Raw genomic sequence first — 22994 nt, 5'->3', positions numbered from 1 at the left:
TGCATCTCGAGCAAATTTTGCTTGAGAACAAGAAGTCCAATACAGCGATTACGGAGCTTTCAATGGCAAAAATAGGATTTGTAGGATTAGGGCATATGGGTTTACCCATGGCTATTAATCTTGTTAAGGCAGGCCACAGTGTTACGGGATATGATCTAAACGACTCGGCTATGGACCGCCTTTCTGATGCTGGCGGTCTAATAGCTAATAACTTGATAGAAATATCTAAAGAACAAGATGTTCTTATTACCATGTTACAGTCAGGACAACAGGTATTACACGTGTGTACCGGGGTAGATGGATTATTGAGCCAGGCAAAAGAAGGTGCTTTATTTATTGACTGCTCAACCATTGATGTAAAAACTTCTCGCGAGGTACACCAAATTGCACAAGAAAATCATCTTCTGGCTGTGGATGCACCAGTATCAGGTGGTGTAGCCGGGGCTACTGCAGCGACTCTAACCTTCATGGTTGGTGGTGATGAAAAAGCATACAATGCCGCTAGGCCAATCCTGTCTATAATGGGCCAGAAAATTATTCATACTGGAAACGCCGGCAATGGCCAGGCTGCCAAAATATGCAATAATATGATCTTGGGCATCTCTATGATTGCTATTTCTGAAGCATTTACTTTGGCAGAGCATCTAGGCCTCTCCGCAGACAAGTTATTTGACGTCGTCAACAATTCATCAGGCCAATGTTGGGCTCTCAGTAAATATGTGCCAGTTCCCGGCATTTTAGAAAACGTCCCGGCAAATAATAATTATACCCCTGGCTTCGCAGCCACTATGATGCTTAAAGATTTAAATTTAAGCCAGGACACCGCTCGCTCTATTCACCTAGAAACCCCTTTAGGCGCAATAAGTACTGAACTGTACCAGCGCTTAATTGATCAAGGACTAGGAGAAAAAGATTTCTCCGCCATTATTAAACTGATAGCCCAAGGAAAAGAGGTCTAATATGTGTTCCGCTCCTATTCGTCACCCCCATCTATCACATACCGAAGAATCATTAGCAGAGTTCTGGGCAGAAATTGCCAAACAAACCGTTGATTGGATACAACCCTGGCATAAAACACTAGAAGGTGGCTTAAAACACGGGGATGTAAAGTGGTTTCAGGGAGGACTTTTAAATGTTAGTGCAAATTGCCTAGATAGACACCTTCCGCAGAAAGCAAACCAACTAGCCATCATCTGGGAAGGAGATGATGATAAAGAACAAAGAACGCTCACTTTTGCTCAACTGCATGCGGAAGTCTGTCGTATGAGCAACGTACTTAAGCGTTTAAACATAAACAAAGGAGATACCGTAGCCATTTATCTGCCTATGATACCCGAAGCAGCTATTGCCATGCTCGCTTGTGCGCGTATTGGTGCGATCCATACAGTCATATTTGCAGGATTTTCAGCCCAAGCGCTGAAACAACGTCTTATCGCTTCAGACTGTAAGTGTCTTATTACAACAGATGGCTTTAAGCGTGGCGGAAAAATTGTACCATTAAAAGCACAAGCAGAGAGTGCTAGCAACGATCTCAATATAAAGATGTTGGTTATCAACAATCATACCATTCCTATCAGCTTAGATAAGAAAAAAGAATATTGGTGGGATGACCTAAAACAAGAAGTTACAGATCAATGCGCTCCTCAACCCATGGATGCAGAAGATCCTTTCTTTATTCTTTACACTTCGGGAAGCACTGGCACCCCTAAAGGCGTAGTCCACACCACAGGTGGTTATCTAGTCCAAACAGCCTATACCCATCAATTAATATTTAACTGTCAGCCGGGAGAAATCTATTGGTGCACTGCGGATATAGGCTGGATTACTGGCCACAGTTACGTGGTCTATGGACCGCTGTGTAATGGTATTACAACCCTAATGTTTGAGGGCATTCCTACTTGGCCAGATCCGGCAAGGAGTTGGCGCATTATTGATAAATATCGGGTTAATATCTTTTATACCGCTCCAACCGCCATTCGTTCGCTGATGAAAGCAGGAGATCAATGGTTAAACTCCAGCTCCAGGGCTTCTTTACGGCTGCTTGGTAGTGTTGGTGAACCCATTAATCCCGAAGCATGGCACTGGTATCATCAAAAAGTAGGTCAGAGTAGGTGCCCGATTGTAGATACTTGGTGGCAAACTGAAACAGGGGCAATCATGATATGCCCAAGCGCTAGCGATGATCCACTTCCCAAACCCGGAGCGGCATGTCAACCTATTCCAGGGGTCATCCCTGTATTACTTGATGAGCATGGTCAGGAGTTAGCGGGAAGCGGTGAAGGATTCTTGGCGATGAAATATCCTTGGCCGTCCATGGCAAGAACCATTGCGGGTGATCACAAACGATATTGTGAAACTTATTTACTAAATAAGTACTACATCACCGGAGATGGTGCCAGACGAGATGAAGATGGCGATTATTGGATTACCGGTCGCGTGGATGATGTCGTTAATGTTTCTGGACATAGACTCGGTACTGCCGAAATTGAAAGTGCATTGGTTAGTCATTCTATGGTTGCTGAAGCAGGAGTCGTAGGTATTCCTCATGACCTTAAAGGCCAAGGAATTTATGCTTTTGTGATTCTGAAACAGGGGAATCAGGCTGATGCAACCTTACAAAAAGAATTAATCAATCATGTAAAAGAGGAAATAAGTGCTATTGCCAAACCTGATGTCATTCAGTTTGCCAGCGACTTGCCTAAAACACGCTCCGGTAAAATTATGCGTCGTATTTTGCGTAAAATTGCTTGCCGAGAAATAACACATATTGATGATTTAGGTGATTTATCTACTCTAGCTAACCCCAATATAGTTGAAGAATTGATTAAAGGAATGAAGAAATGATGTAATCGTTCATGGGGCATGCATATTTCGTCTTGGCGAGCTTAGCGAAGCAATTCACCGATACAGCACAGTTTCGACAGAAGCCTAATGAAATAGAGCGCGTTTTATGTAAGTCCTATTTTAAATTATTTTCATCTGCAGAGGAACCTCAATGTCTCTATTAGAGCAAACATCCACATCAATGGATTATCCAGAAATGCTGTATGGAACTGCGTGGAAAGAAGAGCAAACCCAAGAATTAGTGATCCAGGCATTAAACTCTGGTTTTATCGGTATAGATACTGCTAATCAACGCCGACATTATTTTGAGGAAGGGGTCGGGTTAGGAGTTCAACAATTTTTACAGAGTAACTCAATAAAACGAGAGCATTTATTTCTGCAAAGCAAATTCACCTATGCAACAGGCCAAGATGATAGAAAGCCCTATAATGACCAAGACCCGTTACCAACGCAGGTGAAACAGTCTTTTATCAGTTCACTACAACATTTACATACAGATTATCTGGATTCCTATATTCTTCATGGCCCTTATTATACCCAAGGACTTACCACAGCTGATTGGGAAGTGTGGAATACGATGGAACAAATTTATCATGAGGGCAAAGTAAAGCATTTGGGCGTATCGAACATCAATATCAATCAATTGGCAGAGCTTTATAAAGAAGCGTCTGTAAAGCCGTTTTTTGTACAAAATCGTTGCTATGCAATTACACAATGGGATCAGAAAGTTAGAAATTTTTGTACGGAACATAACCTTGTTTATCAAGGATTTTCTTTGCTTACAGCAAACCAGCAATACATCAGCCGACCAGAAATACAAGCCATCGCCACAAAGCATGGAAAAACCATTCCTCAGATCATCTTCCGTTTTGCAAAAGAGATAGGAATACTTTCTTTGACAGGAACTACGAACCTACAACATATGAAAGAAGATTTAAGTATTAATAACTTTCAATTAACTAATGAAGACAGATCTCAAATAGAATTGATTCGCATGCGTTAAGTAGGAACGGCCTCGTTCCATTCAAACCACTGGTTTAGTAAAGAGATTAATTCACTAACCCCTTCTTTTTTCAGCGAAGAAAAAGATTGAACACTAACCAGGTGGTGCGCTAAATCATAAGCCTTACGGACTTTGAGGACTGAATTTTTTACATCACTACGACTTATCTTGTCTGACTTAGTCAATAGAATATGAACTGGAAGCTCACGAGCGATAGCCCAATCAATCATCATCTGATCCAAATCCTTGAGTGGATGTCTTATGTCCATTAATAACACTAGTCCTCTCAGACTTTGCCTTACCTCAAGATAATGAGCCAAGTTTTTTTGCCACTCTAATTTCAATTGCAAGGCTACTTTGGCATATCCATAGCCAGGTAAATCAACAAGACGTCTTTGTTCATCCAAAGAAAAAAGATTAATCAATTGCGTCCGGCCTGGAGTTTTACTCGTTCGTGCTAAATTTTTTATTGTTGTTAAACAATTCAAAGCACTAGATTTGCCGGCATTGGATCGTCCTGCAAAAGCGATTTCATAACCTGAATCAGCAGGTAATTGATCAACACGGGCTGCACTTTTTATAAATACTGCTTTAGAATATGGATTTACAGACATTGGATTTTAGTTCATTTTGGGATTTAGACCCAAGCAGTGTACCATTAATTCAAGAATTTATGATGAGAAATCGATGAAAAAATTAGCACTAGCCTTTATCCTGTGCTCCCCTCTCTTGGTTTATGGCCAAGACGCTCCTTCCCCTGGACAAAATAAGACTCAAGTTTGTGCTGCATGTCATGGCCCTCAAGGTATTAGTGCCAATCCAGAATGGCCTAATCTTGCAGGACAAAATGAAAAATACTTCATCAAACAATTGAATGACATCAAACAGGGCACCCAGCGCAAATCACCAACAATGACGGCACTCATTGCCACACTGAGTCCTCAAGATATAGCAGAATTGGCCGCATTTTATGCTCCACTTCCCTATCCCCAAGGCTCAACTCCTAAACAATTTCTACAACGCGGGGAACAAATTTATCGTGGCGGAGACTTTGATAAACACATTACAGCATGCATTGCTTGTCATGGGCCTAAAGGTACTGGTAATGCTCAAGCAGGTTTTCCCGTACTTTCCGGACAACACGCCGCTTATACTCTAATACAATTACGTGCATTTAAAAATGGTAAAAGAACCAATGACTTAAACCACATTATGCAAGATATTTGTAGCAGAATGGACGAGGAAGATATGATTGCTGTAGCACATTATATTGAAGGTTTATATTAGGGTCTGTTACCATTTCTACTTTCTTGCTCAAAGACCCTGTCATCCGTAAACGTTGTGAGGAAATTCCTGTAGACAACATGAACATCAATGTTAAATATAGGCAAAAACCAGGAATTCCCTCGTTACACGCATCTCGAGATAATAAGGCTGCTGTTCAAGAGAGAAAAACCATTAACAGCTCCTAAGGAATTACAACATGTTAAAAAAAATAATTGGATTAATCTTCCTTTTACCAGCCTTAGCCTTGGCCGCACCATTTATTGAAGGGAAAGATTATCAACTGGTTTCTAATCCACAACCCATTGAAAACAGAAACAAAACGCCAATGGTTACCGAGTTTTTTAGTTATGGCTGCCCTTGGTGCTACCGTCTTGAAACACCGCTTAATGAATGGGTTGGCAAAATGGGAAAAAATGTTCAATTAGAGCGTGTTCCTGTAGTGTTTAAACCTGACTGGGAGTTATACGCTAAGGCCTACTATACTGCGAAAACGCTAGCAATGTCTGATAAATTAAATCCTTTATTATTTAAAACCATACAGGACGATAAAAAACCATTAAACACCAAACAATCAATGATAGATTTTTTTATTAGCCAAGGGGTCGATAGAGAAATTGCCAAAAGCGCTTTCGAGAACTCATCAACTATTGATATGCGTGTCAGTAATGGTATGAATTTAATGGCAAGATATCAAATTAATGCTGTACCAGCCTTTGTTGTCAATAATAAATATAAAACCGATTTGCAAATGGCGGGAAGTCCTGAACGTCTATTTCAAATTCTTGATTATTTAATGAAACAACCAACTTAAAGGTAGTTCGGGCCAAGAGCCCATGGCCGTCAAGCCAAGAGCGAACTATCCTTCTAAGGCCCTCTCCCGCGATTGAGTATTGAGTTCTAATCAAAAGTCCTCGCGCGGCCGAGAGGACTTTTCGTGCTATCTCATTTACCTCATTTCGCCCTTAACCTGACGGCCATGGCCATAGTGCCCAAGCTACATCACCAGTAGCGCAATATTCATTGTTGTTAGCCTCCCTTCCCTGGATTTTCTAAGCTTAAAATTCCCGTATTAAAATCATAAGCAAAAATCTCTGCATAGCGTCCCCAATCAATCATGGTACGCAATACTCTCTCCGCTTCTTTCTCACTTAAATAATCTTCCAATTTGCTTAAAAAGCGCTCCTCAGAAACCCTATGTCCTACTTTTTCATCCAAGACACGGCGGATATAACGAGCCAAAGGCACTTTCTCTAGTAATCTCTGGGCAAATAATTGCTTGCGCTCTTGCAGATCGGCTTCTGAAAACTGCTTTCCCAAATCACTTAATTGAATATCTCCAGCGGAGACCATAGCAAAACCTAGTATTTCTAAAGTTTCTAAGATAGGGAATAAATCATCTATATTCATCATCAGCTCATCGGCCAGCTCGGGTAAATCGATGCGCTCTTCAAAAGATTTCATCGTCTCAATCAAGCCTGATAATTCAGAAGGCTCCACATCAGGAAGACGATAGCCCAAACCTATTTGACGCTCACGCTGAGCACGTTTTGCCTTTTCTTTAGGACCAGTAGTCATCAAAGTATAAATCTTGTCAACTAAAGCACGGAACTCCGGCGTTTCAGGATCTCGGGGTTGTGGTAAAGTGACCGGTAATTCGGCACGAATATATCCTGGGTCATTACCAAAAATGACGATACGGTCAGCCAAAGTAGCTGCCTCTTCGATGTTATGAGTTACCAATAAGATGCCATTGGTATTCGTTTTTCTTTCTTTCCATAACTCCAATAAGTCAGACTTCAAGTTTTCTGCAGTCAACACGTCAAGTGCAGAAAAAGGCTCATCCATCAATAAGACATCAGGATTAATCACTAGAGCTCGAGCAAATCCCACCCGTTGGCGCATCCCCCCCGATAACTCTTTGGGAAAAGCGGATTCGAAGCCATCAAGACCAATGATATCTATAGCTTCAATCGCTCTATGCCTCCGCTCCTCACGACTTACTCCTTGCGCCTCCAGACCAAGCTCTACATTTTCCAAAACAGTCAGCCACGGCATTAAAGCAAAAGATTGGAATACCATAGCAATGCCAGCCACCGGCCTTGTTACCGGTTTTCCTCTATAAGTTACTGTACCACTAGAAGGAGCGACAAGTCCGGCAATAATTCGTAACAACGTTGATTTTCCAGAGCCTGATTTACCTAATAAGGCAACAATTTCGCCCTCTTGTAATTTAAAATTAACATCTTCAAGAACAAGCAGTTCTTGAACTGCCGCCTTCTTAAACGATTTACTTAAATTCTCTATAGAAATAATAGTCTCAGACATCGGGGCCTCAATTAAAATTAAATCGCTCTTCTGCTAGACGATAGAGCGGACGCCAAATAAGGTGATTAAAAGCCAATACATAAATACACATCATTGCTGTACCTAAGGCGATTTGCGGAAAATTGCCAGAGGCAGTGCTTGCCTGTATGTATTCACCCAGACCTGTAGCTCTTAAGGTGACATTCCCCCAACTCACCCATTCTGCCACAATGCTAGCGTTCCATGCTCCTCCAGCAGCAGTAATTGCTCCGGTGATATAAAAGGGAAAAATTCCCGGCAGAGCTAATCTTTTCCACCAAATCCATCCCTTTAAACCAAAGTTATCTGCTGCAAGATATAGCTCACGAGGAATAGTCGATGCCCCTGCGATCACATTAAACAAAATATACCACTGAGTCCCAAGAATCATCAGCGGAGTAACCCATATTTCTACACTTAAATTAAATTCAACTATAGCGATAACAAACAATGGATAGAATAAATTTGCCGGGAAAGCGGCTACAAATTGGATGACTGGCTGTATTTTTTGTGCGATACGCGGCCTTAGCCCTATCCATACGCCAACAGGAATCCAAATAAGTGAACTGATAATAATTAATACGATGACCCGAGTTCCAGTAGCAGCACCTAGCAGGAATACATGCAAAATATCACTTGCCTTCAACTCCGCAAGGATAAATCTGAGCAAAAACCAACAACCACAAATCATTAAGATTAAAATGATAGCTCCCCAGAACCTATCCATTCGCTTTTGCTTTATAAAGTCTATTTCTTTCACAGCCTTAGGCTCACTGATTCTTAACCAACGTGCATTAACAAAGGCATCAGTGAACACCCCTATAGTCTTGGTAAATCGTTTCATTAATCGACTGCCTCTTATTAAATCGATTAACCAAGATTGGTATTCAGTCTCGTCAGGAGATTGCTCCACTTTAAATTTTTCAGACCAGGCAATTAATGGCCTAAATAAAATTTGATCGTATAAAAAAATAACGATGACCATGGTTAATATGGCATAGCCCACCGCATGCAAATTTTTTTGTTGTATGGCTAAAGCAATATAAGAACCTACTCCAGGTAAACGAATGTTTTGGTGAGCCACTGAGATGGCTTCCGATAAAACCACAAAGAACCAACTAGCCGACATAGAAATCATCATATTCCATAATAAGCCTGACATGGAAAAAGGAACTTCTACTTTCCAAAAACATTGCCAGGCAGATAAACGAAATATGGAGGCAACTTCCTTTAAGTTATGAGGAAGCGTCTTTAATGACTGGTAAAATCCAAAAGTCATATTCCACACCTGGGCACAGAAAATGGCGAAAATGCAAGCGCACTCAGGACCAAGCAAACTATTAGGAAATAAATGAATGAATCCGGTAACCGTAATAGATAAAAAACTAAGGACAGGAATGGACTGTAAAATATCAATGGCTGGAATAATAATTTGCTCTGCCCGCCGGTTCTTTGCGGCTAAAGCACCAATGATAAAAGTAAAAATGATAGAAAAAATCAGGGCAATAAATAGCCTTAATACCGTACGTAATGCATAAAAAGGAAGATTGGATGGGGCTAATGAGATGGGTATTTGCTCTCCTAATTGATAAGGAGTTGCCATTTGGGAACCAGCCCAGCCCAGAAAAAATATAACAGAAAATACAATAATCAACAAAAGCAGATCCCAGCGATTAATAAATCGACCGACCTTATCCGGATTGGCAAAATAAAAACGGCTGTTAAACGCCATGCTCTCTCACATTTTTCAAAGTTATTCGGATTGAAACTACTGTCTCCTCTGAAAAGTGGGCTACGCCACCTCGAGAAGTTCCTGCGTTATGCTCAGGATGACATACAGACGCGAACGCAAGAACAATAGGTTTCTAAATTAATTATTTTTCTGTTGTAGGTCGGGGCCATGGGCCAGACCTACATTAATTGACGTCTACACGCTACAATAAAATTTCAAAAAAAATCCATTATAAAATACCACAAATGCCCGTCCATCGGTACCTTATGCCGGTATTCTACAAGCATTATAACTATAGAAAAATAAAAAAATGAATAAATATTGAACTTTCTTATGCAACGCGTGTCTATATTTATGAGCATTCTCCCCCGAATGCTCTACCCCGCTTTCCCCTCTTTATGCGGGGTAACGTCTGAATTAAAGTAATTCGGACATATTATTTGCCCCGGTCAATTTGCCGGGGATTTTTTTGTCTCTGAAAAATAGCTACACTAGCTTAATATAACGCAACCGAGAACGACTGGATGAACAAAAAAACTGCCCTCTTATTCGCTCTAATAGGCTTACTCTTTTCCCAATTTGCAAGAGCCACGCCCGATAGGACCCAATTAGCGGTATGGGCTAATGAGGCGATTATTGCCACTTACACTATTAACTATAAAACCTTTATTCAACAACAAAAAGAAATTGCAAAATATTACAGTTCTAACGGATGGATAGCTTATAGCAAGGCACTGGATGCTTCAAAATTGCCAGAAGCAATACAAAAAAATCAGTATGATGTCACTGCTGTAGCAACCCAACCCCCAAGACTAGTTACTCTCGATCCGACTCATTGGCAAGCGACTATGACCATTTTAGTGGTGTATCAAAATCCTCAATACCAGCAACGGCAAAATTTAAAAGTGGTGATAGGCTTTACTACTGCGCCATCAGGCCAGGGGGTAAGGGGGTTAAGTATCAATAGCATGCAATCTACGGTGATATCACCACCTTGTCAGTGCCCTAATGAGCAACCACAAGCCGCACCTGCTGCAACAACCCCTGTTACCCCAGGAGCCGGAAAATAATAATGCCAATTTGAGCCAAAACTAAAACACCAATTAATAAGAGAATAAAATTTAGTTTTTTAGGAATAGTTACATCCAAAGCGGATTGCTCAGGATGATTGGGGTTGTAATAAATATCAATTTCTGAGTTTTCCTTGTAAGCAACCGCCACTTTATACGCCATACGACGTGAGTATTTACTATTAGGATTATTATGGGAAGTATCCAAAAATAAGTATTCACCCACCAATTCTTGCTCGGCTACTTGATAAGTGTATTCAATTTTAGGCCAAACACTGTGCCCCACAGTGACCCATTCGCAGAGAGTAATATGCCCTCTAGCTTTAAGCCAGGATTGAGCCCGCACCAATGCTTTTCTATCTTGCCAAAAATGGTTCAATAATAGGAGTAGAACTATTAGCCATCCTATATCGAGTATCCATCGTCCTATGTGAATCCCCATTTCATGCTCCTGCCTCTTAGTCACATCGGTGCCACAATGCCGCAAAGCCCAGATGGGCGTTGCTCCTTCCTGGTGATTTGTGACCAAGAGTCAATTTTATACTCCAGGAACTTTCGGGCTTGTCTCAATAAAAATCTAGTATATAGCGATTTCAAAACATAATCATAGAAAAAGAGAAAAGGAAATCTCGCAAAATTAATCGCAATCGGTATAATCACAGCAATCAAGGTGATAAAAAAAGGATGTACAATGATTGCTAGAACCCCTCTTCATGCTACTCATCTCGCCTGTGGTGCTAAAATGGTTGATTTCCATGGCTGGGACATGCCCCTCCATTATGGTTCTCAGCTGAACGAACACCATTTTGTCCGCAAGGATGCAGGGATGTTTGACGTATCACATATGACTATAATTGACCTCTTGGGCGCTGGTGGCCGCCTCTTTTTGCGTAAACTCCTTACTAATGATGTCGATTTATTGGAACATAACGGCAAAGCACTATACAGCTGTATGTGTAATGAGCTCGGTGGAATTATCGATGATCTAATTGTTTACCAACGTGCTTCTGACAACTACCGTGTCGTTCTTAACTCTGCTACTCGCCAAAATGACATCAAGTGGATTCGCAAAAAAAGTGAAGGCTTTGCCGTCGGCCTACAAGAAAGACCAGAACTCGCTATGCTAGCAATACAGGGCCCCAAGGCTATAGAAAAAACGCTTACGGTTCTTAGTCCTGCCCAAATTGATGCGATCTCCACTCTAACTAATTTTGAATGCGTTGACGTGGATAACTGGTTTTTTGCTCGTACGGGATATACCGGTGAAGACGGCTTTGAAATTATTGTCCCTAAAGAAAGCATAACCCAGTTATGGGATGACTTACTTAACGCTGGAGTCAAGCCCTGTGGCCTTGCTGCTCGAGATACCCTGCGCATGGAAGCTGGCATGCTTTTGTATGGCCAAGATATGGATGAAACCACGACCCCTCTCGAATCAGGTCTTGCATGGACAGTCAAATGGGAGCCAGAAGATCGCGACTTCATTGGCATGGGAGCCTTAGTTTCGCAAAAACAGCACCGAGTCAAACGAAAAATGGTCGGGCTCACACTGCTAGACAAAGGAATAATGAGACATGGCCAAAAGGTCGTCATTGAAGGATGTCCTGATGGCATTATTACCAGCGGCGGTTATTCCCCAACCTTAGACCAATCCATAGCCTTGGCTCGAGTTCCTGTAGCAACAGGCGAGCAGGTGTTAGTGGACATTCGCGGTAAATTAATTCCGGCTAAAGTAGGGAAGCCACGTTTTGTAAAACATGGCCAGGCCATATAACTTTTCAGCATCATAACGACTCGTCTCAACTTAGCATAGTGGCGGAGGGCTCTTGAACAAAACGTTGCGCAATCAAGAGAAAATCCCTCTTCGAGCTGAAGATGATAAAGCGAACGATTGCTTCACAGATAAAATTATAAGATAAGGATAACATAATGAATGAATTAAAATTCACCACAACTCATGAATGGTTAAAAACCGAAGCCGATGAGGTCATTATCGGTATTACCGATCATGCACAGCAATTATTAGGTGACATGGTATTTGTTGAATTACCTGAAATTGGTGATGTAGTCAGTGCGGGTGAAGAACTCGGTGTTGTTGAATCGGTAAAAGCAGCTTCCGATTTTTATGCACCAATCAGTGGCATAGTCACAGCGGTCAATGAGGCAATTGTTGCTAATCCAGCTCTAGTGAACTCCGATCCTTATAGCGAAGGTTGGCTCGTTAAATTAAAACCATCTAACCTTGACGAAATAAAAAACTTATTAAGTGCCGATCAATATCAAAATGAGATAGCTGAGGAACATTAATCATGCCATTTATCCCACACACTGCTGAAGACACAAAAGAGATGCTCAAAGCTATTGGTGTTACTGATACCCAAGCCTTATTTGATGAAATTCCTACGGCGTTGCAATATGCCGGATTCCAAAATATCCCTGCGGGTATGAATGAAATGGATATGCTTAAAGAGGCGCATTATTTAGCAAACAAAAATAGAAATGGAGTCTGTTTCATTGGAGCGGGATGCTATGAACACCACATTCCTGCAGCAGTGTGGGATATAGCCTCAAGAGGTGAGTTTCTAACTGCATATACTCCCTACCAGGCAGAAGCAAGTCAAGGCACATTACAATTATTGTATGAATACCAAACTATGATTTGTGAACTAACCGGTATGGAAGTCGCTAACGCGTCCCTCTACGATGGAGCAACCGCTTTAGCGGAAGCTGTTTTAATGGCAGTCCGCGTCAATAAACACAGTAAAACCAATCGCGTACTGGTAGCGGGGACTATCCATCCCTTTTACCGTGAGACTATTGAAACGATAGTGCGTAATCAACATATTGAAGTGCTCACTCTGCCGTTTGATGAGCAACAAGGGATCATCACACTTTCTACCCTGGAGCAATATAATGGCGAAGACATTACTGCTTTAGTGATTGCCCAACCTAACTTCTTTGGTTGTTTAGAACAAGTCGATGCGCTAAGCAATTGGGCTCATGACAATAAAACGATTAGCATCGCTTGTGTGAATCCCATTTCACTCGCCCTATTGAACCCTCCCGGTTTATGGGGGCAACATGGCGTTGATATTGTTTGCGGAGAGGGACAACCATTAGGCTCGCCTATGGCATCAGGTGGCCCTTATTTTGGTTTTTTAAGTACTCGTATGGCCCATGTAAGACAAATGCCAGGGCGTTTAATAGGGCGTACCGTAGATAAAGAGGGAAAAACCGGTTTTAGCCTCACCCTACAAGCACGCGAGCAACATATTCGACGCGCAAAAGCAACTTCGAACATTTGTACTAACCAAGGATTATTAGTTACCGCTGCAACCATCCATATGAGTCTATTGGGAGCAGAAGGGTTACATCAAGTTGCAAGTCAATGTCATCATAATACTCATGAGTTGTTGGATGCATTAACGCAAATTGAGGGGATAGAACCAGTATTTACCACCCCATTTTTCCATGAAGTCTTAATTAGACTCAATCAACCGGTAGAGCAAGTATTAGCCCAATTATCCGAGGCTGGCATTGCTGGAGGTTATGCCCCAGCGGTTCATTACCCACAACTGGCTAATACGCTTTTAATCTGTGCGACCGAAATGCGTACAGCAGAAGAGATTGCGCACTACGCTAATACCTTGAACAACATTATGAGCAAAAAGAGAGGTGCCCAATGATCATTGTGCAAATGACCTATTTAGCCTCACTGCAAGAAGTAGATAAATACTTATCCGCTCATAGAGAGTTTCTAGACTACTACTACAAACAAGGTTTATTAGTTGCCTCAGGACCAATGAAACCTAGAACAGGGGGAATTATCATTGCGGCTACTAGTGATAAAGCTTATTTAGAATCCATATTTAAAAAGGACCCCTATTATCTGGCAGAAATTGCTGAATACCAATTTATTGAGTTCACCCCTGTGATGCATAGAGAGGAGCTCAAGGAACTTATTCAAAAAATGGAAGGTAAATTATGTTGATTTTTGAATTATCCAAAGCAAAGCGTCAGGCAACCGCTCAAGCACCTAAAGTGGCACCGAGTAAATATGCTGTTCCTACTGCCTTACAACGTAAGACGCCCCCCAAATTACCAGCTTGTTCGGAGCTGCAAGTAGTAAGACATTACACTCGCCTATCGCATAAAAATTTTTCTATAGATACTAATTTTTATCCCTTGGGTTCTTGTACAATGAAGTACAATCCTCGCGGTGTGCATAAAGCAGCATCCATTGCAGGATTTGCTAATCGTCATCCTCTTGCTTTAGAAGAAGAAAGCCAAGGCTTTTTAGAAGCATTGTACCAGTTACAAAATAATATCGCTGAAATTACCGGCATGCCAGGCGTGTCATTAACTGCCATGGCAGGTTCACAAGGAGAGTTTGCCGGAGTCGCCATGATAAAAGCATATCACCAATCAAGAGGCGACACCGCTCGTGATGAAATGCTGATTCCTGATGCTGCTCATGGTACTAATCCGGCGTCCGCCGTTATGTGTGGCTTTAAGGTCGTAGAACTAACTACCGATAAAGATGGAGACATCCATCTCGATGAGCTCAAAAGCAAACTAGGCCCCAAAACTGCTGGGATTATGCTAACCAATCCCTCTACTCTGGGATTGTTTATGCGTCAAATAAAGGAGATCGCCGCGCTTGTTCATCAGGCAGGGGGCTTATTGTATTATGATGGAGCTAACCTCAATGCTATTTTAGGTAAAGTAAGACCTGGAGATATGGGCTTTGATGTCATGCATTTAAATCTACATAAAACATTTGCCACTCCCCATGGTGGTGGTGGCCCAGGAGCTGGTCCAGTTGCCGTTAGTAAACGGCTCATCCCGTTTATGCCTCTTCCTGTAGTGAAGAAAACAGATTCGGGCTATCAGTGGGCAACACGACAAGATTATCCACAAAGCATTGGTCGCCTGTCTTGTTTTATGGGAAATGCCGGAATTTTACTGCGTGCTTATTTTTACATGCGACTTCTGGGCAAAGAAGGCTTATTACGTGTCTCAGAATATGCCACACTAAATGCTAACTATTTACTGAAAGAATTAGCAAAAGCAGGATATACCGCGGCCTATCCAGAACGACGCGCATCTCATGAGTTTATTCTCACGTTAAGCCAAGAGAAGAAAAATTACGGCATCACGGCCATGGATCTCGCCAAAAGATTACTGGACTACGGCGATCATGCCCCAACGACTTATTTCCCTTTATTGATTCCAGAATGTTTACTCATTGAACCGACTGAAACAGAAAGTAAAGAGGAATTAGATCGTTTTATTGATATCATGAAGCACATCAGGCAAGAAGCGATCAACAATCCAACTTTATTGAGAGAGGCGCCTCATACCTTACCCGTTAAGCGGCTAGACGATGTAAAGGCAGCTCGCGAGCTGGATTTAAATTATTTTGCTAGCACAGAGTAAACACCTTATTGGGGCAGAATAACCCCATAACCCCATAACCATCAGGTTATGGGGTTATGGGGTTATTCTGCCCCAACCAGCTTACTTTATAGGGCTATTTGATGAGGGATTATTCTCTATTGTACTTTGTAAATCATCTACAATTTGCGTTGATTGCGTTTTATGTACAAAGAAGAATGATTTGTTATTTGCTACGTTAATAGCGCCTTTTATTAGTAAGCCTATACCGGCAGTAGAAATAAGCAGGACAAGATTCACTAAAAACTCGGACCAACCGCGGTGTTTATCTAATACAGGACGTTGTTTCGCGATTACATCGGTACATTTAGCCCGAAAGTTATCAATATTATGATTTCCCTTTAAATCTCTGTAAGCTTTTTCTAATTTACTGTGTATTTCCATAGCGCTCGTATAAGCCTCTGTATGGCCATTCTGGTGCAATTCATTTGCCTTAGATTTTAGTTTATGTAATTGGCTTAAAAATGGATTGGCTATGTCTGCAACGTAAGCAGGCTCAGTTTTCACCGGAACAATATTGACATTAGCGTGTTGATTTTGCAGTTTAGGCATGGTGCCACTAACTCCAAGAGCCTTATGCGTACCTATATTTGGAGTTTGCGGCTTACCTAACGAGCTATCGAGATTGAAAATATTATCGTGAGATAGTTCTCCTGAATCATGCCCGTGAACATAATATACATTATACCCTTTATGCTCCTTGTTTCTATTTAATCCATGATAGAAGCGATTCCATAATAAAAATGAAATAGGATCACCTTGAGGGTCGGAAGCACTGGTTAAATGAACAGGTAAGGTATGTACGGTACCGGCCGCAATATGTTTAGCAAAAACGGCGTTAATGGCATCTATAGTTCTTGCTAAATCCTCAGCAGTATCATCCTTATAGACAACACCATCGTCTTTAAATTTCCTTGCTAATGATTCAATTACTTCTAATCCAATGCCGGCATGACTATAAATGGTAATATTATTAGCTTCTAATGAATAAGAAATTAATTTTAAGTTGGGTAAGTAAGCCTCAGCAACTAATTCGTCAACTTCTTGTTTGTCAATTACGCCATCCGTAATCAATTGTCTTAAATTATTTAATGATCTTGCCTGTCCCGCTAAATCAATATTGGGAGCATAGAGTTCGTGCCCTTGCTCATAAGGAATAAGGAATTCAATACCATGATTAGAAAGCATTATTTCTACTGGAACACCATGCTTTTTTAATTTCTGCAGAATCTTGAAAATAAAATAATCGTTTTGCCCTCTATCACAAATTTCATCGCCAATAAGTCTAACGAGCGTTTTTTCATTTATCTGTAACGCATCAATGATTTGATTAAACTGCTTGATGTCTTCTTTTGTATGCTTGTCTTTTCTATAGATATCGACCAATTTTTGATAATCGGCTGCCGAAATATTCACTATTCCGTTACTCTGTAAGAAAAACATCAGCAAAACAGCATTGGCGTGCAAATCGCCTATTGCAATTTCAGATGCGCCAGTTGGTTCCGCCCGAGGATAATTATAAATGTTTACTTCTTTTTCAATTTTTACGTGGGGCATGGTAAAATTCCGAACGCAGTCAAATATGCTCTTATTATAAACAAATAACCTTAAGGTTTCCTTAATCTTTCCTGTTAATTTTTGCATTGTTACTAAAATGATGTACCGGAAAAGGAGGAAAAAGACACGATTACGTTAGCTGTATCCCAAATAGAATACGGTAATCCAAACAAATCTGCTTATTGTATTTTTTAATCTATACTATAAACAAGCAGATCTAATAAAAACTATAAAATTGAGCTTACCTCTAATAAAAATATTATTAGCACGACAAGGTATCTACAATAAGAACGGTTCGGTGCATGCCTATGAGCTTTTATACCGCGATGGTGATGCACAGACAGCACATGTAGATAACCTTAACTCTTTCTCGGGCGACTCGGCAACCTCGTCTGTTATAGCTCAGTTGTTTTCTAATATGGATATGAACTCCATCATTGGTAATAAACGAGCATTTATTAATTTCACCCGCAACCACCTATTAGATGAAGTACCTCTTTTATTACCTAAGAGTCGAATTGTTGTTGAGGTATTGGAAACGGTTACTGTAGATCAACGTTTAATTGTAAATTTAGAAGCATTGAGTCAATTAGGTTATGAAATAGCACTCGATGATTTTATTTTCCACGAAGAAACGCGCCCCTTAATCGACATAGCCAATATTATTAAAATCGATATATTGAATCAAACAAATGAACAAATTGTTGAACGGTTAAAACCATTAAAAGGATATCATGGAAAGCTTTTAGCTGAAAAAATAGAAAATAAGAGCCAATTTAATTTTTGTGTGGATCTGGGATTTGACTACTTCCAAGGCTTTTTTCTCAATAAGCCTGATCCGCTTAAAGGCCAAGTTATTACTGAAAATAGGGTACATCTGCTCAAATTACTGGCCGAATTAAATGATCACGACGTACCCTTAGGACGTGTGGAAGAAATCATTTTACAAATTCCTAAGCTTAGCTACCGAATCTTACGCTTGTCTAATTCTGCCTCGCTATACACCGGAAAAAAAATTGATTCATTGATGGATGCCATATCCCAGCTAGGATTAGTACAAATTCGCAATTGGATAAGTCTTTTGCTCCTGGCAAGCCTTGATGATGTAGCTCCTGACCTTCTGGAGCGGACATTGATACGCGCAAAGATGTGTGAGTCCTTAGTCAGAAAACTGGGATCTGGCAATCCCCTTCAAGCTTATACTGTAGGAATATTGTCCACTTTAGATGGGATTCTTAATGAACCCATGGGCTCTCTCCTCGCTAAAATCCATCTCAGTGATACATTAAACGATGCATTGCTCTATCAAAAAGGTGACTTAGGACAAGTTTTGAAATTTGCTACAGATTATGAAGCCGCTAATTTTAATGAATTAGATAACATATCTCTAGAAAACAAAGACTTGGCTCAATCTTATCTCGAGGGCATAGCCCATGCTAGTGAGATAATGGATATTATTAATCACTAATCTCTGAAAACCTTCACTCCGCAAATTTATTATTTTTTTACAACTAGGACTACAACCCTCTGCCAGAAAGAACAAAAGTGATTGATTTTACATAAAAAAACTTTGCTATTGAGGAAAAATAAGTTATAACACTCTTATCTGTATCAAGGATTGATACAGACTTATATTGGCTCAATGATCAACTGGATGTTATTGAATTTTTTACTATTTTTTCATGGAGTGAGAAAATGAACAACAAGGTGTTTTCCCAACGTTTTAACCAAGAATTAGCAACATTCGAGTTGCCCGGAGAATTCAACGAAAAAATTAAGGCTGTTTCCAAGATATTTGGCATCACTCGCCATTTAGCTAACTCTCTAATCTTTGGAAATGGATTCCCTGACCGTGAGCAACTTGATAAAATTGCAAAAGTACTAGAAGTATGTCCCCAATGGCTAAGTGGCGTAACAGACAAAAAGAAAGCATATAGCGCCAGTAAAGAAACTGCCGATAGCGTGTAATATCATTGATTTTATTGTATACTTTAGCCAATTAGATGGCGTTCGTTGACAGAACCTATTGGCGAGCGCCTTTTTCAAGTTGCGAGTATCAATCATGGAATGCTTAAGCTTTTGTGTAGCTAAATCAATCGATTTGACCCGTTTAGATAACTTTTTAAAAAACGCCTCAAACGAATATACTTCATCTAAAACGCGTGATGTTGTCAAATTAAGTCCACACAAAAATCCCAATCACGTTATATTTATCTTTAAAAATGGCACTGTGGTCTCATGGGGTGTTAAACGTTATGAAATTAACGATTATTTAACTACAATCAAACGTCTCGTGGATAAACCGGTCGCCCTTCTAGTACATGACGAATTCCACTATCAAATTGCCGATAAAACAGCAATTGAGCCCCATGATTTTTTTGATGTGGATTGTTTAACCATGGAGGATGACAGTGAGGAGTTGAAGCTAAGCCTCTCTTACGGATTCTCCCAATCAGTGAAGCTACAATATTTTGAAACCATCATCGATGGGTTAATTGAAAAATACAATCCCATGATTCAAACATTATCCCAAACAGGGGAAATGCCCATCAGCCGTAAACAAATACAACAAGTCATCGGTGAGATCCTCGGGGCTAAAAGTGAAATGAACTTAATCAGTAACTTCCTCTACCATCCTAAATATTTTTGGCAACACCCTACATTGGAAGAGCATTTTATTATGCTTGAGCGTTATCTACATATTCAAAGACGAGTCAATGCCATTAATCATCGCCTCGATACCCTTAATGAAATTTTTAATATGTTTAATGGTTATCTTGAAAACCGTCACGGCCATAATTTAGAAATAGTCATTATTATCTTAATCGCCGTGGAAATTATTATCGCGGTGATGAATTTCCATTTTTAGAGTGTTTCCCTATTGATGAAGAACCTCAAAACTTATTTGCTTAACGGCACTACCTTAAAAACAGAATTACTCGCAGGAATTACCACATTCCTCACCATGGCCTACATTGCCTTCGTTAATCCATCCATTTTACACGATGCCGGCATGGATCAAGGCGCAGTATTTACAGCCACCTGCTTAGTCACTGCCTTTGCCTGTTTACTCACTGGACTTTTAGCCAATACCCCTATAGGTGTAGCGCCTGGCATGGCATTGAATATTTATTTTTCTTATGGCGTGGTCCAAGATTTAGGAATAGATTGGCAGCATGCCTTAGCCATGGTATTCATTTCAGGAGTTTTATTCTTTGTCGTAACCATGACCGGACTAAGGCGTTTATTGATAGAGGCTATTCCTCATAATTTACAAATCGCTATTCTCATAGGGATTAGCTTATTGATCGCCTTAATCGCGCTACAAACGAACCATATCATTGTCGATGCCCAGCATAGTTTAATGCAACTGGGTGACATCAAGCGCCCAGAATGCGGCCTATTTTTTTTAGGCTTCTTACTTATTTTATCCTTGGATTATTATCAGGTCCGAGGAGCTATTATTATTGGCATTCTCAGTATCAGTGCTTTAAGCTTACTTTTAGGTTTAACCTCCTGGCAGGGTGTGGTAGGTATTCCCCCCTCTCTATCACCAACATTGTTGCAACTGGATTTTTCTGGAATTACGAGTGTTGAAGCATTAAAAGCGACATTTACTTTTTTCTTAATTGCCATTTTTGATGCCACAGGAACTTTAATTGGTTTGCTCAACCCCTCAATCTTCAAACAACAAAAAGATTTCCCCCAGCGCTTAAGCAAAAGTTTAACTGCAGATGCTGCCGCCTCCGCGTTAGCGGGACTGCTTGGCTCTGCCAGCACATCCCCCTACATTGAATCAGCAACAGGTATAGAAGCAGGAGGACGGACTGGAATGACGGCCATAGTCATCGCCATAGGATTTCTCTTTATGTTATTCTTTTTCCCTCTGGCTAAAATGATTCCTGGCTATGCAGTAGGACCCGCATTACTCTACGTTGCTTGCTGCATGATGAAACACTTAACCGATATAAAACTAGATGATATCAGTGAAACCGCTCCGTGCATGACGACCATCATGATGATTCCATTTACCTTATCTATAGCAGATGGAATAGGATGGGGCATCATTCTTCATACCCTGCTAAAAGCAATAACCAGACAGACACTTAACCCGTTAATTATCGTTCTTAGCCTGGTTTTTGTTGTTTTCTTTTTAATTAGCTAGACGATTTAAGTAATCGCTCAACGCCAATCTAATGGGAACAGTTACTCCTTCAATCCTTTATAAAGAGACAAGGCCTCCTGACGCGCATACTGATGATCAACAATAGGAAAAGGATAATCAACACCTAAAACTAATGGTAAAGCCTCCTTAGGGGCTTCCCAGGGTCGGTGTACCCATTTTTTGTCCATCGCTCTTAACTCAGCGACCCAATGCTTAACATAGTCCCCGTGAGGATCGAACTTCTCCCCCTGAAGTACAGGATTAAAAATTCTATAATAGGGCGCCGCATCAGCCCCACAACCAGCAACCCATTGCCAACTGGCAGAGTTATTAGCTAAATCCGCATCCACAAGAGTATTCCAAAACCATGCAGCCCCTTTCCGCCAATCAATGAGTAGATCTTTAGTCAAAAAAGAGGCTACTATCATTCTCACCCGATTATGCATATAGCCTGTTTGCCATAATTCACGCATGCCCGCATCCACTATGGGATACCCTGTGAACCCTTTTTGCCAAAGCTTAAGCGCTCGGTCATCATCCCTCCAAGGAAAATGATCGAACTGACTTTTAAAATGAGTATCCATCAAACGAGGATAATGGTAGAGCAAATGATAAGAAAACTCCCTCCAGCCGAGTTCTGTAAGGTAGGTTTGTGCTGAGGGTAAATCACAATCAGAGTCTGACATGGCCTGTTGTATTGCTCGCCAAATTTGCTGCGGACTAATTTCACCAAAATGCAAGTGCGGCGATAATCGTGATGTGGTTGAAATAGCGGGTACGTTACGTTGTTCTTTGTAGTGCTGTAGATGCTCAAGGATAAATTGCTGTAACCTAATTGCCGCCCCCTCTTCTCCTGGCTGCCAATGAAGAGAAAACTCTTCTGCCCAATTAGGTTGGGAAGGTAATAAATGCCATTCTTCTAGCGGTTGTGAGTAGACGGCTTGATTTAAGGGCCATTGTACTATTTGCCATTGGGTACTGACGTGCATTTGTCGTAAACATTGCCGCCAATAAGGAGTAAATACTTTAAAGTAAGAGCCCGCTTGATTAAGTACTTCCCATGGTTCATTTAATAAACTGCCATTACTGCTAATCACTTTGACACCAAGATTTTTTAATTCTGCTTTAATCATTTGATCTCGAGCGATGTGCATGGGTTCATAACATCGATTCCAATACACGGCATCTACTTGATACTGGACAACTAATTCTTTTAAAAGAGTTAATGGCTCCGCAGCCCTAAAATGTAAATCCAGATGCACGCGGTTAAGCTCTTTTTTTAAGGAGGATAATGAATGATGAAGCCACCATTGTTGCGCCTCACCTATAGGTAACACTGGATTAGCTTCTTTAATATAAAGAGGAATAAGTTTTTGATGATTTTGGCATGCCAGCGTTAGTGCGGGATTATCATGACAACGAAGATCTTGCCTAAACCAGATTATTGCGGTGGACATTAATATCCTCTATTGTGGTTTCATTAAATTATGATATTTATCTTAACCTTTTTGCTAAAAAAAAAGGAAAATATTCATA

Annotated in this window: 21 protein-coding genes; 15 read left to right on the top strand and 6 right to left on the bottom strand. The window is 40.7% G+C overall.

Annotated elements, in window-relative coordinates:
- Positions 1–17 precede the first annotated feature (17 nt).
- The 3 genes from mmsB to LFA_RS00805 all read left to right on the top strand — a co-directional run bounded on the left by mmsB (position 18) and on the right by LFA_RS00805 (position 3847).
- Positions 18–959 (top strand): 3-hydroxyisobutyrate dehydrogenase, encoded by a 942-nt coding sequence (gene mmsB / locus LFA_RS00815; RefSeq protein WP_269447732.1) that lies wholly within the window; start codon positions 18–20, stop codon positions 957–959.
- 1 nt (position 960) lies between these two features.
- Entirely contained in the window at positions 961–2844 is a 1884-nt protein-coding gene (gene acs, locus LFA_RS00810) for an acetate--CoA ligase (RefSeq protein WP_045094506.1), read from the top strand.
- 151 nt (positions 2845–2995) lie between these two features.
- Complete coding sequence (locus LFA_RS00805) at positions 2996–3847, top strand: aldo/keto reductase family protein (RefSeq protein WP_084602075.1); 852 nt, start codon at positions 2996–2998, stop codon at positions 3845–3847.
- Here LFA_RS00805 and yihA read toward each other — a convergent pair.
- A complete protein-coding gene (gene yihA, locus LFA_RS00800) occupies positions 3844–4461 on the bottom strand; it encodes a ribosome biogenesis GTP-binding protein YihA/YsxC (RefSeq protein ID WP_045094505.1) in 618 nt (205 codons plus the stop codon). The two genes, LFA_RS00805 and yihA, sit on opposite strands and share 4 nt — an antisense overlap.
- A 73-nt stretch (positions 4462–4534) precedes the next feature.
- On the opposite strand from yihA, the gene LFA_RS00795 reads away from it, so the two are divergent.
- The gene (locus tag LFA_RS00795) at positions 4535–5134 is read left to right on the top strand and encodes a c-type cytochrome (RefSeq protein WP_045094504.1); all 600 of its coding nucleotides are present in this window, start codon (positions 4535–4537) and stop codon (positions 5132–5134) included.
- A gap of 196 nt (positions 5135–5330) precedes the next feature.
- Positions 5331–5945, top strand: coding sequence for a thiol:disulfide interchange protein DsbA/DsbL (locus tag LFA_RS00790; protein WP_045094503.1), 615 nt, complete (start codon positions 5331–5333; stop codon positions 5943–5945).
- Positions 5946–6160: 215 nt separating this feature from the next.
- Here LFA_RS00790 and LFA_RS00785 read toward each other — a convergent pair whose 3' ends face one another.
- Both LFA_RS00785 and LFA_RS00780 read right to left on the bottom strand, forming a co-directional pair.
- The gene (locus LFA_RS00785) at positions 6161–7459 is read right to left on the bottom strand and encodes an ABC transporter ATP-binding protein (protein WP_045094502.1); all 1299 of its coding nucleotides are present in this window, start codon (positions 7457–7459) and stop codon (positions 6161–6163) included.
- 7 nt (positions 7460–7466) lie between these two features.
- On the bottom strand, positions 7467–9209 hold the full coding sequence (locus tag LFA_RS00780; protein WP_045094501.1) for an ABC transporter permease: 1743 nt from the start codon (positions 9207–9209) through the stop codon (positions 7467–7469).
- 524 nt (positions 9210–9733) lie between these two features.
- Between LFA_RS00780 and LFA_RS00775 the strand changes: the two genes are divergently transcribed.
- Positions 9734–10279, top strand: coding sequence for a DotI/IcmL family type IV secretion protein (locus LFA_RS00775; RefSeq protein ID WP_045094500.1), 546 nt, complete (start codon positions 9734–9736; stop codon positions 10277–10279).
- Here the strand turns inward: LFA_RS00775 and LFA_RS00770 are convergent.
- Positions 10257–10721, bottom strand: coding sequence for a DUF3592 domain-containing protein (locus LFA_RS00770; RefSeq protein WP_045094499.1), 465 nt, complete (start codon positions 10719–10721; stop codon positions 10257–10259). The genes LFA_RS00775 and LFA_RS00770 overlap by 23 nt on opposite strands.
- A 249-nt stretch (positions 10722–10970) precedes the next feature.
- Here LFA_RS00770 and gcvT point away from each other — a divergent pair, with 249 nt between their 5' ends.
- The 5 genes from gcvT (at position 10971) to gcvPB (ending at position 15718) form a co-directional block, all read left to right on the top strand.
- Positions 10971–12053, top strand: a complete 1083-nt coding sequence (gcvT, locus tag LFA_RS00765; protein ID WP_045094498.1) for a glycine cleavage system aminomethyltransferase GcvT — start codon at positions 10971–10973, stop codon at positions 12051–12053.
- A gap of 155 nt (positions 12054–12208) precedes the next feature.
- Positions 12209–12586: a glycine cleavage system protein GcvH gene (gene gcvH, locus LFA_RS00760; protein ID WP_045094497.1), complete on the top strand. Its 378-nt coding sequence runs from the start codon at positions 12209–12211 to the stop codon at positions 12584–12586.
- Positions 12587–12588: 2 nt separating this feature from the next.
- A complete protein-coding gene (gcvPA, locus tag LFA_RS00755; RefSeq protein ID WP_045094496.1) occupies positions 12589–13965 on the top strand; it encodes an aminomethyl-transferring glycine dehydrogenase subunit GcvPA in 1377 nt (458 codons plus the stop codon).
- The gene (locus LFA_RS00750; RefSeq protein ID WP_045094495.1) at positions 13962–14270 is read left to right on the top strand and encodes a YciI family protein; all 309 of its coding nucleotides are present in this window, start codon (positions 13962–13964) and stop codon (positions 14268–14270) included. Before gcvPA ends, LFA_RS00750 begins: the two co-directional genes overlap by 4 nt.
- Complete coding sequence (gcvPB, locus tag LFA_RS00745) at positions 14264–15718, top strand: aminomethyl-transferring glycine dehydrogenase subunit GcvPB (protein WP_045094494.1); 1455 nt, start codon at positions 14264–14266, stop codon at positions 15716–15718. Before LFA_RS00750 ends, gcvPB begins: the two co-directional genes overlap by 7 nt.
- An 81-nt stretch (positions 15719–15799) precedes the next feature.
- Here gcvPB and wip read toward each other — a convergent pair whose 3' ends face one another.
- Positions 15800–17293 carry a Dot/Icm T4SS effector Wip gene (gene wip / locus LFA_RS18675; protein ID WP_052673800.1) on the bottom strand — a complete coding sequence of 498 codons (1494 nt, stop codon included), beginning with the start codon at positions 17291–17293 and terminating at the stop codon, positions 15800–15802.
- A gap of 235 nt (positions 17294–17528) precedes the next feature.
- On the opposite strand from wip, the gene LFA_RS00735 reads away from it, so the two are divergent.
- From LFA_RS00735 to LFA_RS00720, 4 genes are all read left to right on the top strand, one after another.
- Entirely contained in the window at positions 17529–18761 is a 1233-nt protein-coding gene (locus LFA_RS00735) for an EAL and HDOD domain-containing protein (RefSeq protein ID WP_157010237.1), read from the top strand.
- 227 nt (positions 18762–18988) lie between these two features.
- On the top strand, positions 18989–19261 hold the full coding sequence (locus tag LFA_RS00730) for a helix-turn-helix domain-containing protein (RefSeq protein ID WP_045094492.1): 273 nt from the start codon (positions 18989–18991) through the stop codon (positions 19259–19261).
- A gap of 94 nt (positions 19262–19355) precedes the next feature.
- Positions 19356–20162 (top strand): RMD1 family protein, encoded by an 807-nt coding sequence (locus LFA_RS00725; RefSeq protein ID WP_045094491.1) that lies wholly within the window; start codon positions 19356–19358, stop codon positions 20160–20162.
- A gap of 15 nt (positions 20163–20177) precedes the next feature.
- On the top strand, positions 20178–21458 hold the full coding sequence (locus tag LFA_RS00720) for an NCS2 family permease (protein WP_045094490.1): 1281 nt from the start codon (positions 20178–20180) through the stop codon (positions 21456–21458).
- Between the two features lie 41 nt (positions 21459–21499).
- Here the strand turns inward: LFA_RS00720 and LFA_RS00715 are convergent, their stop codons facing one another.
- Positions 21500–22915 (bottom strand): cryptochrome/photolyase family protein, encoded by a 1416-nt coding sequence (locus LFA_RS00715; protein ID WP_045094489.1) that lies wholly within the window; start codon positions 22913–22915, stop codon positions 21500–21502.
- Positions 22916–22994: the final 79 nt, after the last annotated feature.

Source organism: Legionella fallonii LLAP-10 (assembly GCF_000953135.1).
In the GTDB taxonomy this organism is placed as follows: Bacteria; Pseudomonadota; Gammaproteobacteria; order Legionellales; family Legionellaceae; genus Legionella; species Legionella fallonii.
This window is presented reverse-complemented; position numbering and strand designations above follow the sequence as displayed.

Bases quoted from the DNA above. Each gene is read 5' to 3' on its own strand.
- LFA_RS00780 (WP_045094501.1), bottom strand. From the start codon at position 9,209: ATGGCGTTTAACAGCCGTTTTTATTTTGCCAATCCGGATAAGGTCGGT.
- LFA_RS00730 (WP_045094492.1), top strand. From the start codon at position 18,989: ATGAACAACAAGGTGTTTTCCCAACGTTTTAACCAAGAATTAGCAACA.
- LFA_RS00750 (WP_045094495.1), top strand. From the start codon at position 13,962: ATGATCATTGTGCAAATGACCTATTTAGCCTCACTGCAAGAAGTAGAT.
- LFA_RS00715 (WP_045094489.1), bottom strand. From the start codon at position 22,915: ATGTCCACCGCAATAATCTGGTTTAGGCAAGATCTTCGTTGTCATGAT.
- yihA (WP_045094505.1), bottom strand. From the start codon at position 4,461: ATGTCTGTAAATCCATATTCTAAAGCAGTATTTATAAAAAGTGCAGCC.
- LFA_RS00785 (WP_045094502.1), bottom strand. From the start codon at position 7,459: ATGTCTGAGACTATTATTTCTATAGAGAATTTAAGTAAATCGTTTAAG.
- gcvPA (WP_045094496.1), top strand. From the start codon at position 12,589: ATGCCATTTATCCCACACACTGCTGAAGACACAAAAGAGATGCTCAAA.
- LFA_RS00720 (WP_045094490.1), top strand. From the start codon at position 20,178: ATGAAGAACCTCAAAACTTATTTGCTTAACGGCACTACCTTAAAAACA.
- gcvT (WP_045094498.1), top strand. From the start codon at position 10,971: ATGATTGCTAGAACCCCTCTTCATGCTACTCATCTCGCCTGTGGTGCT.
- wip (WP_052673800.1), bottom strand. From the start codon at position 17,293: ATGCCCCACGTAAAAATTGAAAAAGAAGTAAACATTTATAATTATCCT.
- LFA_RS00775 (WP_045094500.1), top strand. From the start codon at position 9,734: ATGAACAAAAAAACTGCCCTCTTATTCGCTCTAATAGGCTTACTCTTT.
- LFA_RS00725 (WP_045094491.1), top strand. From the start codon at position 19,356: ATGGAATGCTTAAGCTTTTGTGTAGCTAAATCAATCGATTTGACCCGT.
- LFA_RS00805 (WP_084602075.1), top strand. From the start codon at position 2,996: ATGTCTCTATTAGAGCAAACATCCACATCAATGGATTATCCAGAAATG.
- LFA_RS00770 (WP_045094499.1), bottom strand. From the start codon at position 10,721: ATGGGGATTCACATAGGACGATGGATACTCGATATAGGATGGCTAATA.
- acs (WP_045094506.1), top strand. From the start codon at position 961: ATGTGTTCCGCTCCTATTCGTCACCCCCATCTATCACATACCGAAGAA.
- gcvPB (WP_045094494.1), top strand. From the start codon at position 14,264: ATGTTGATTTTTGAATTATCCAAAGCAAAGCGTCAGGCAACCGCTCAA.
- LFA_RS00790 (WP_045094503.1), top strand. From the start codon at position 5,331: ATGTTAAAAAAAATAATTGGATTAATCTTCCTTTTACCAGCCTTAGCC.
- LFA_RS00795 (WP_045094504.1), top strand. From the start codon at position 4,535: ATGAAAAAATTAGCACTAGCCTTTATCCTGTGCTCCCCTCTCTTGGTT.
- gcvH (WP_045094497.1), top strand. From the start codon at position 12,209: ATGAATGAATTAAAATTCACCACAACTCATGAATGGTTAAAAACCGAA.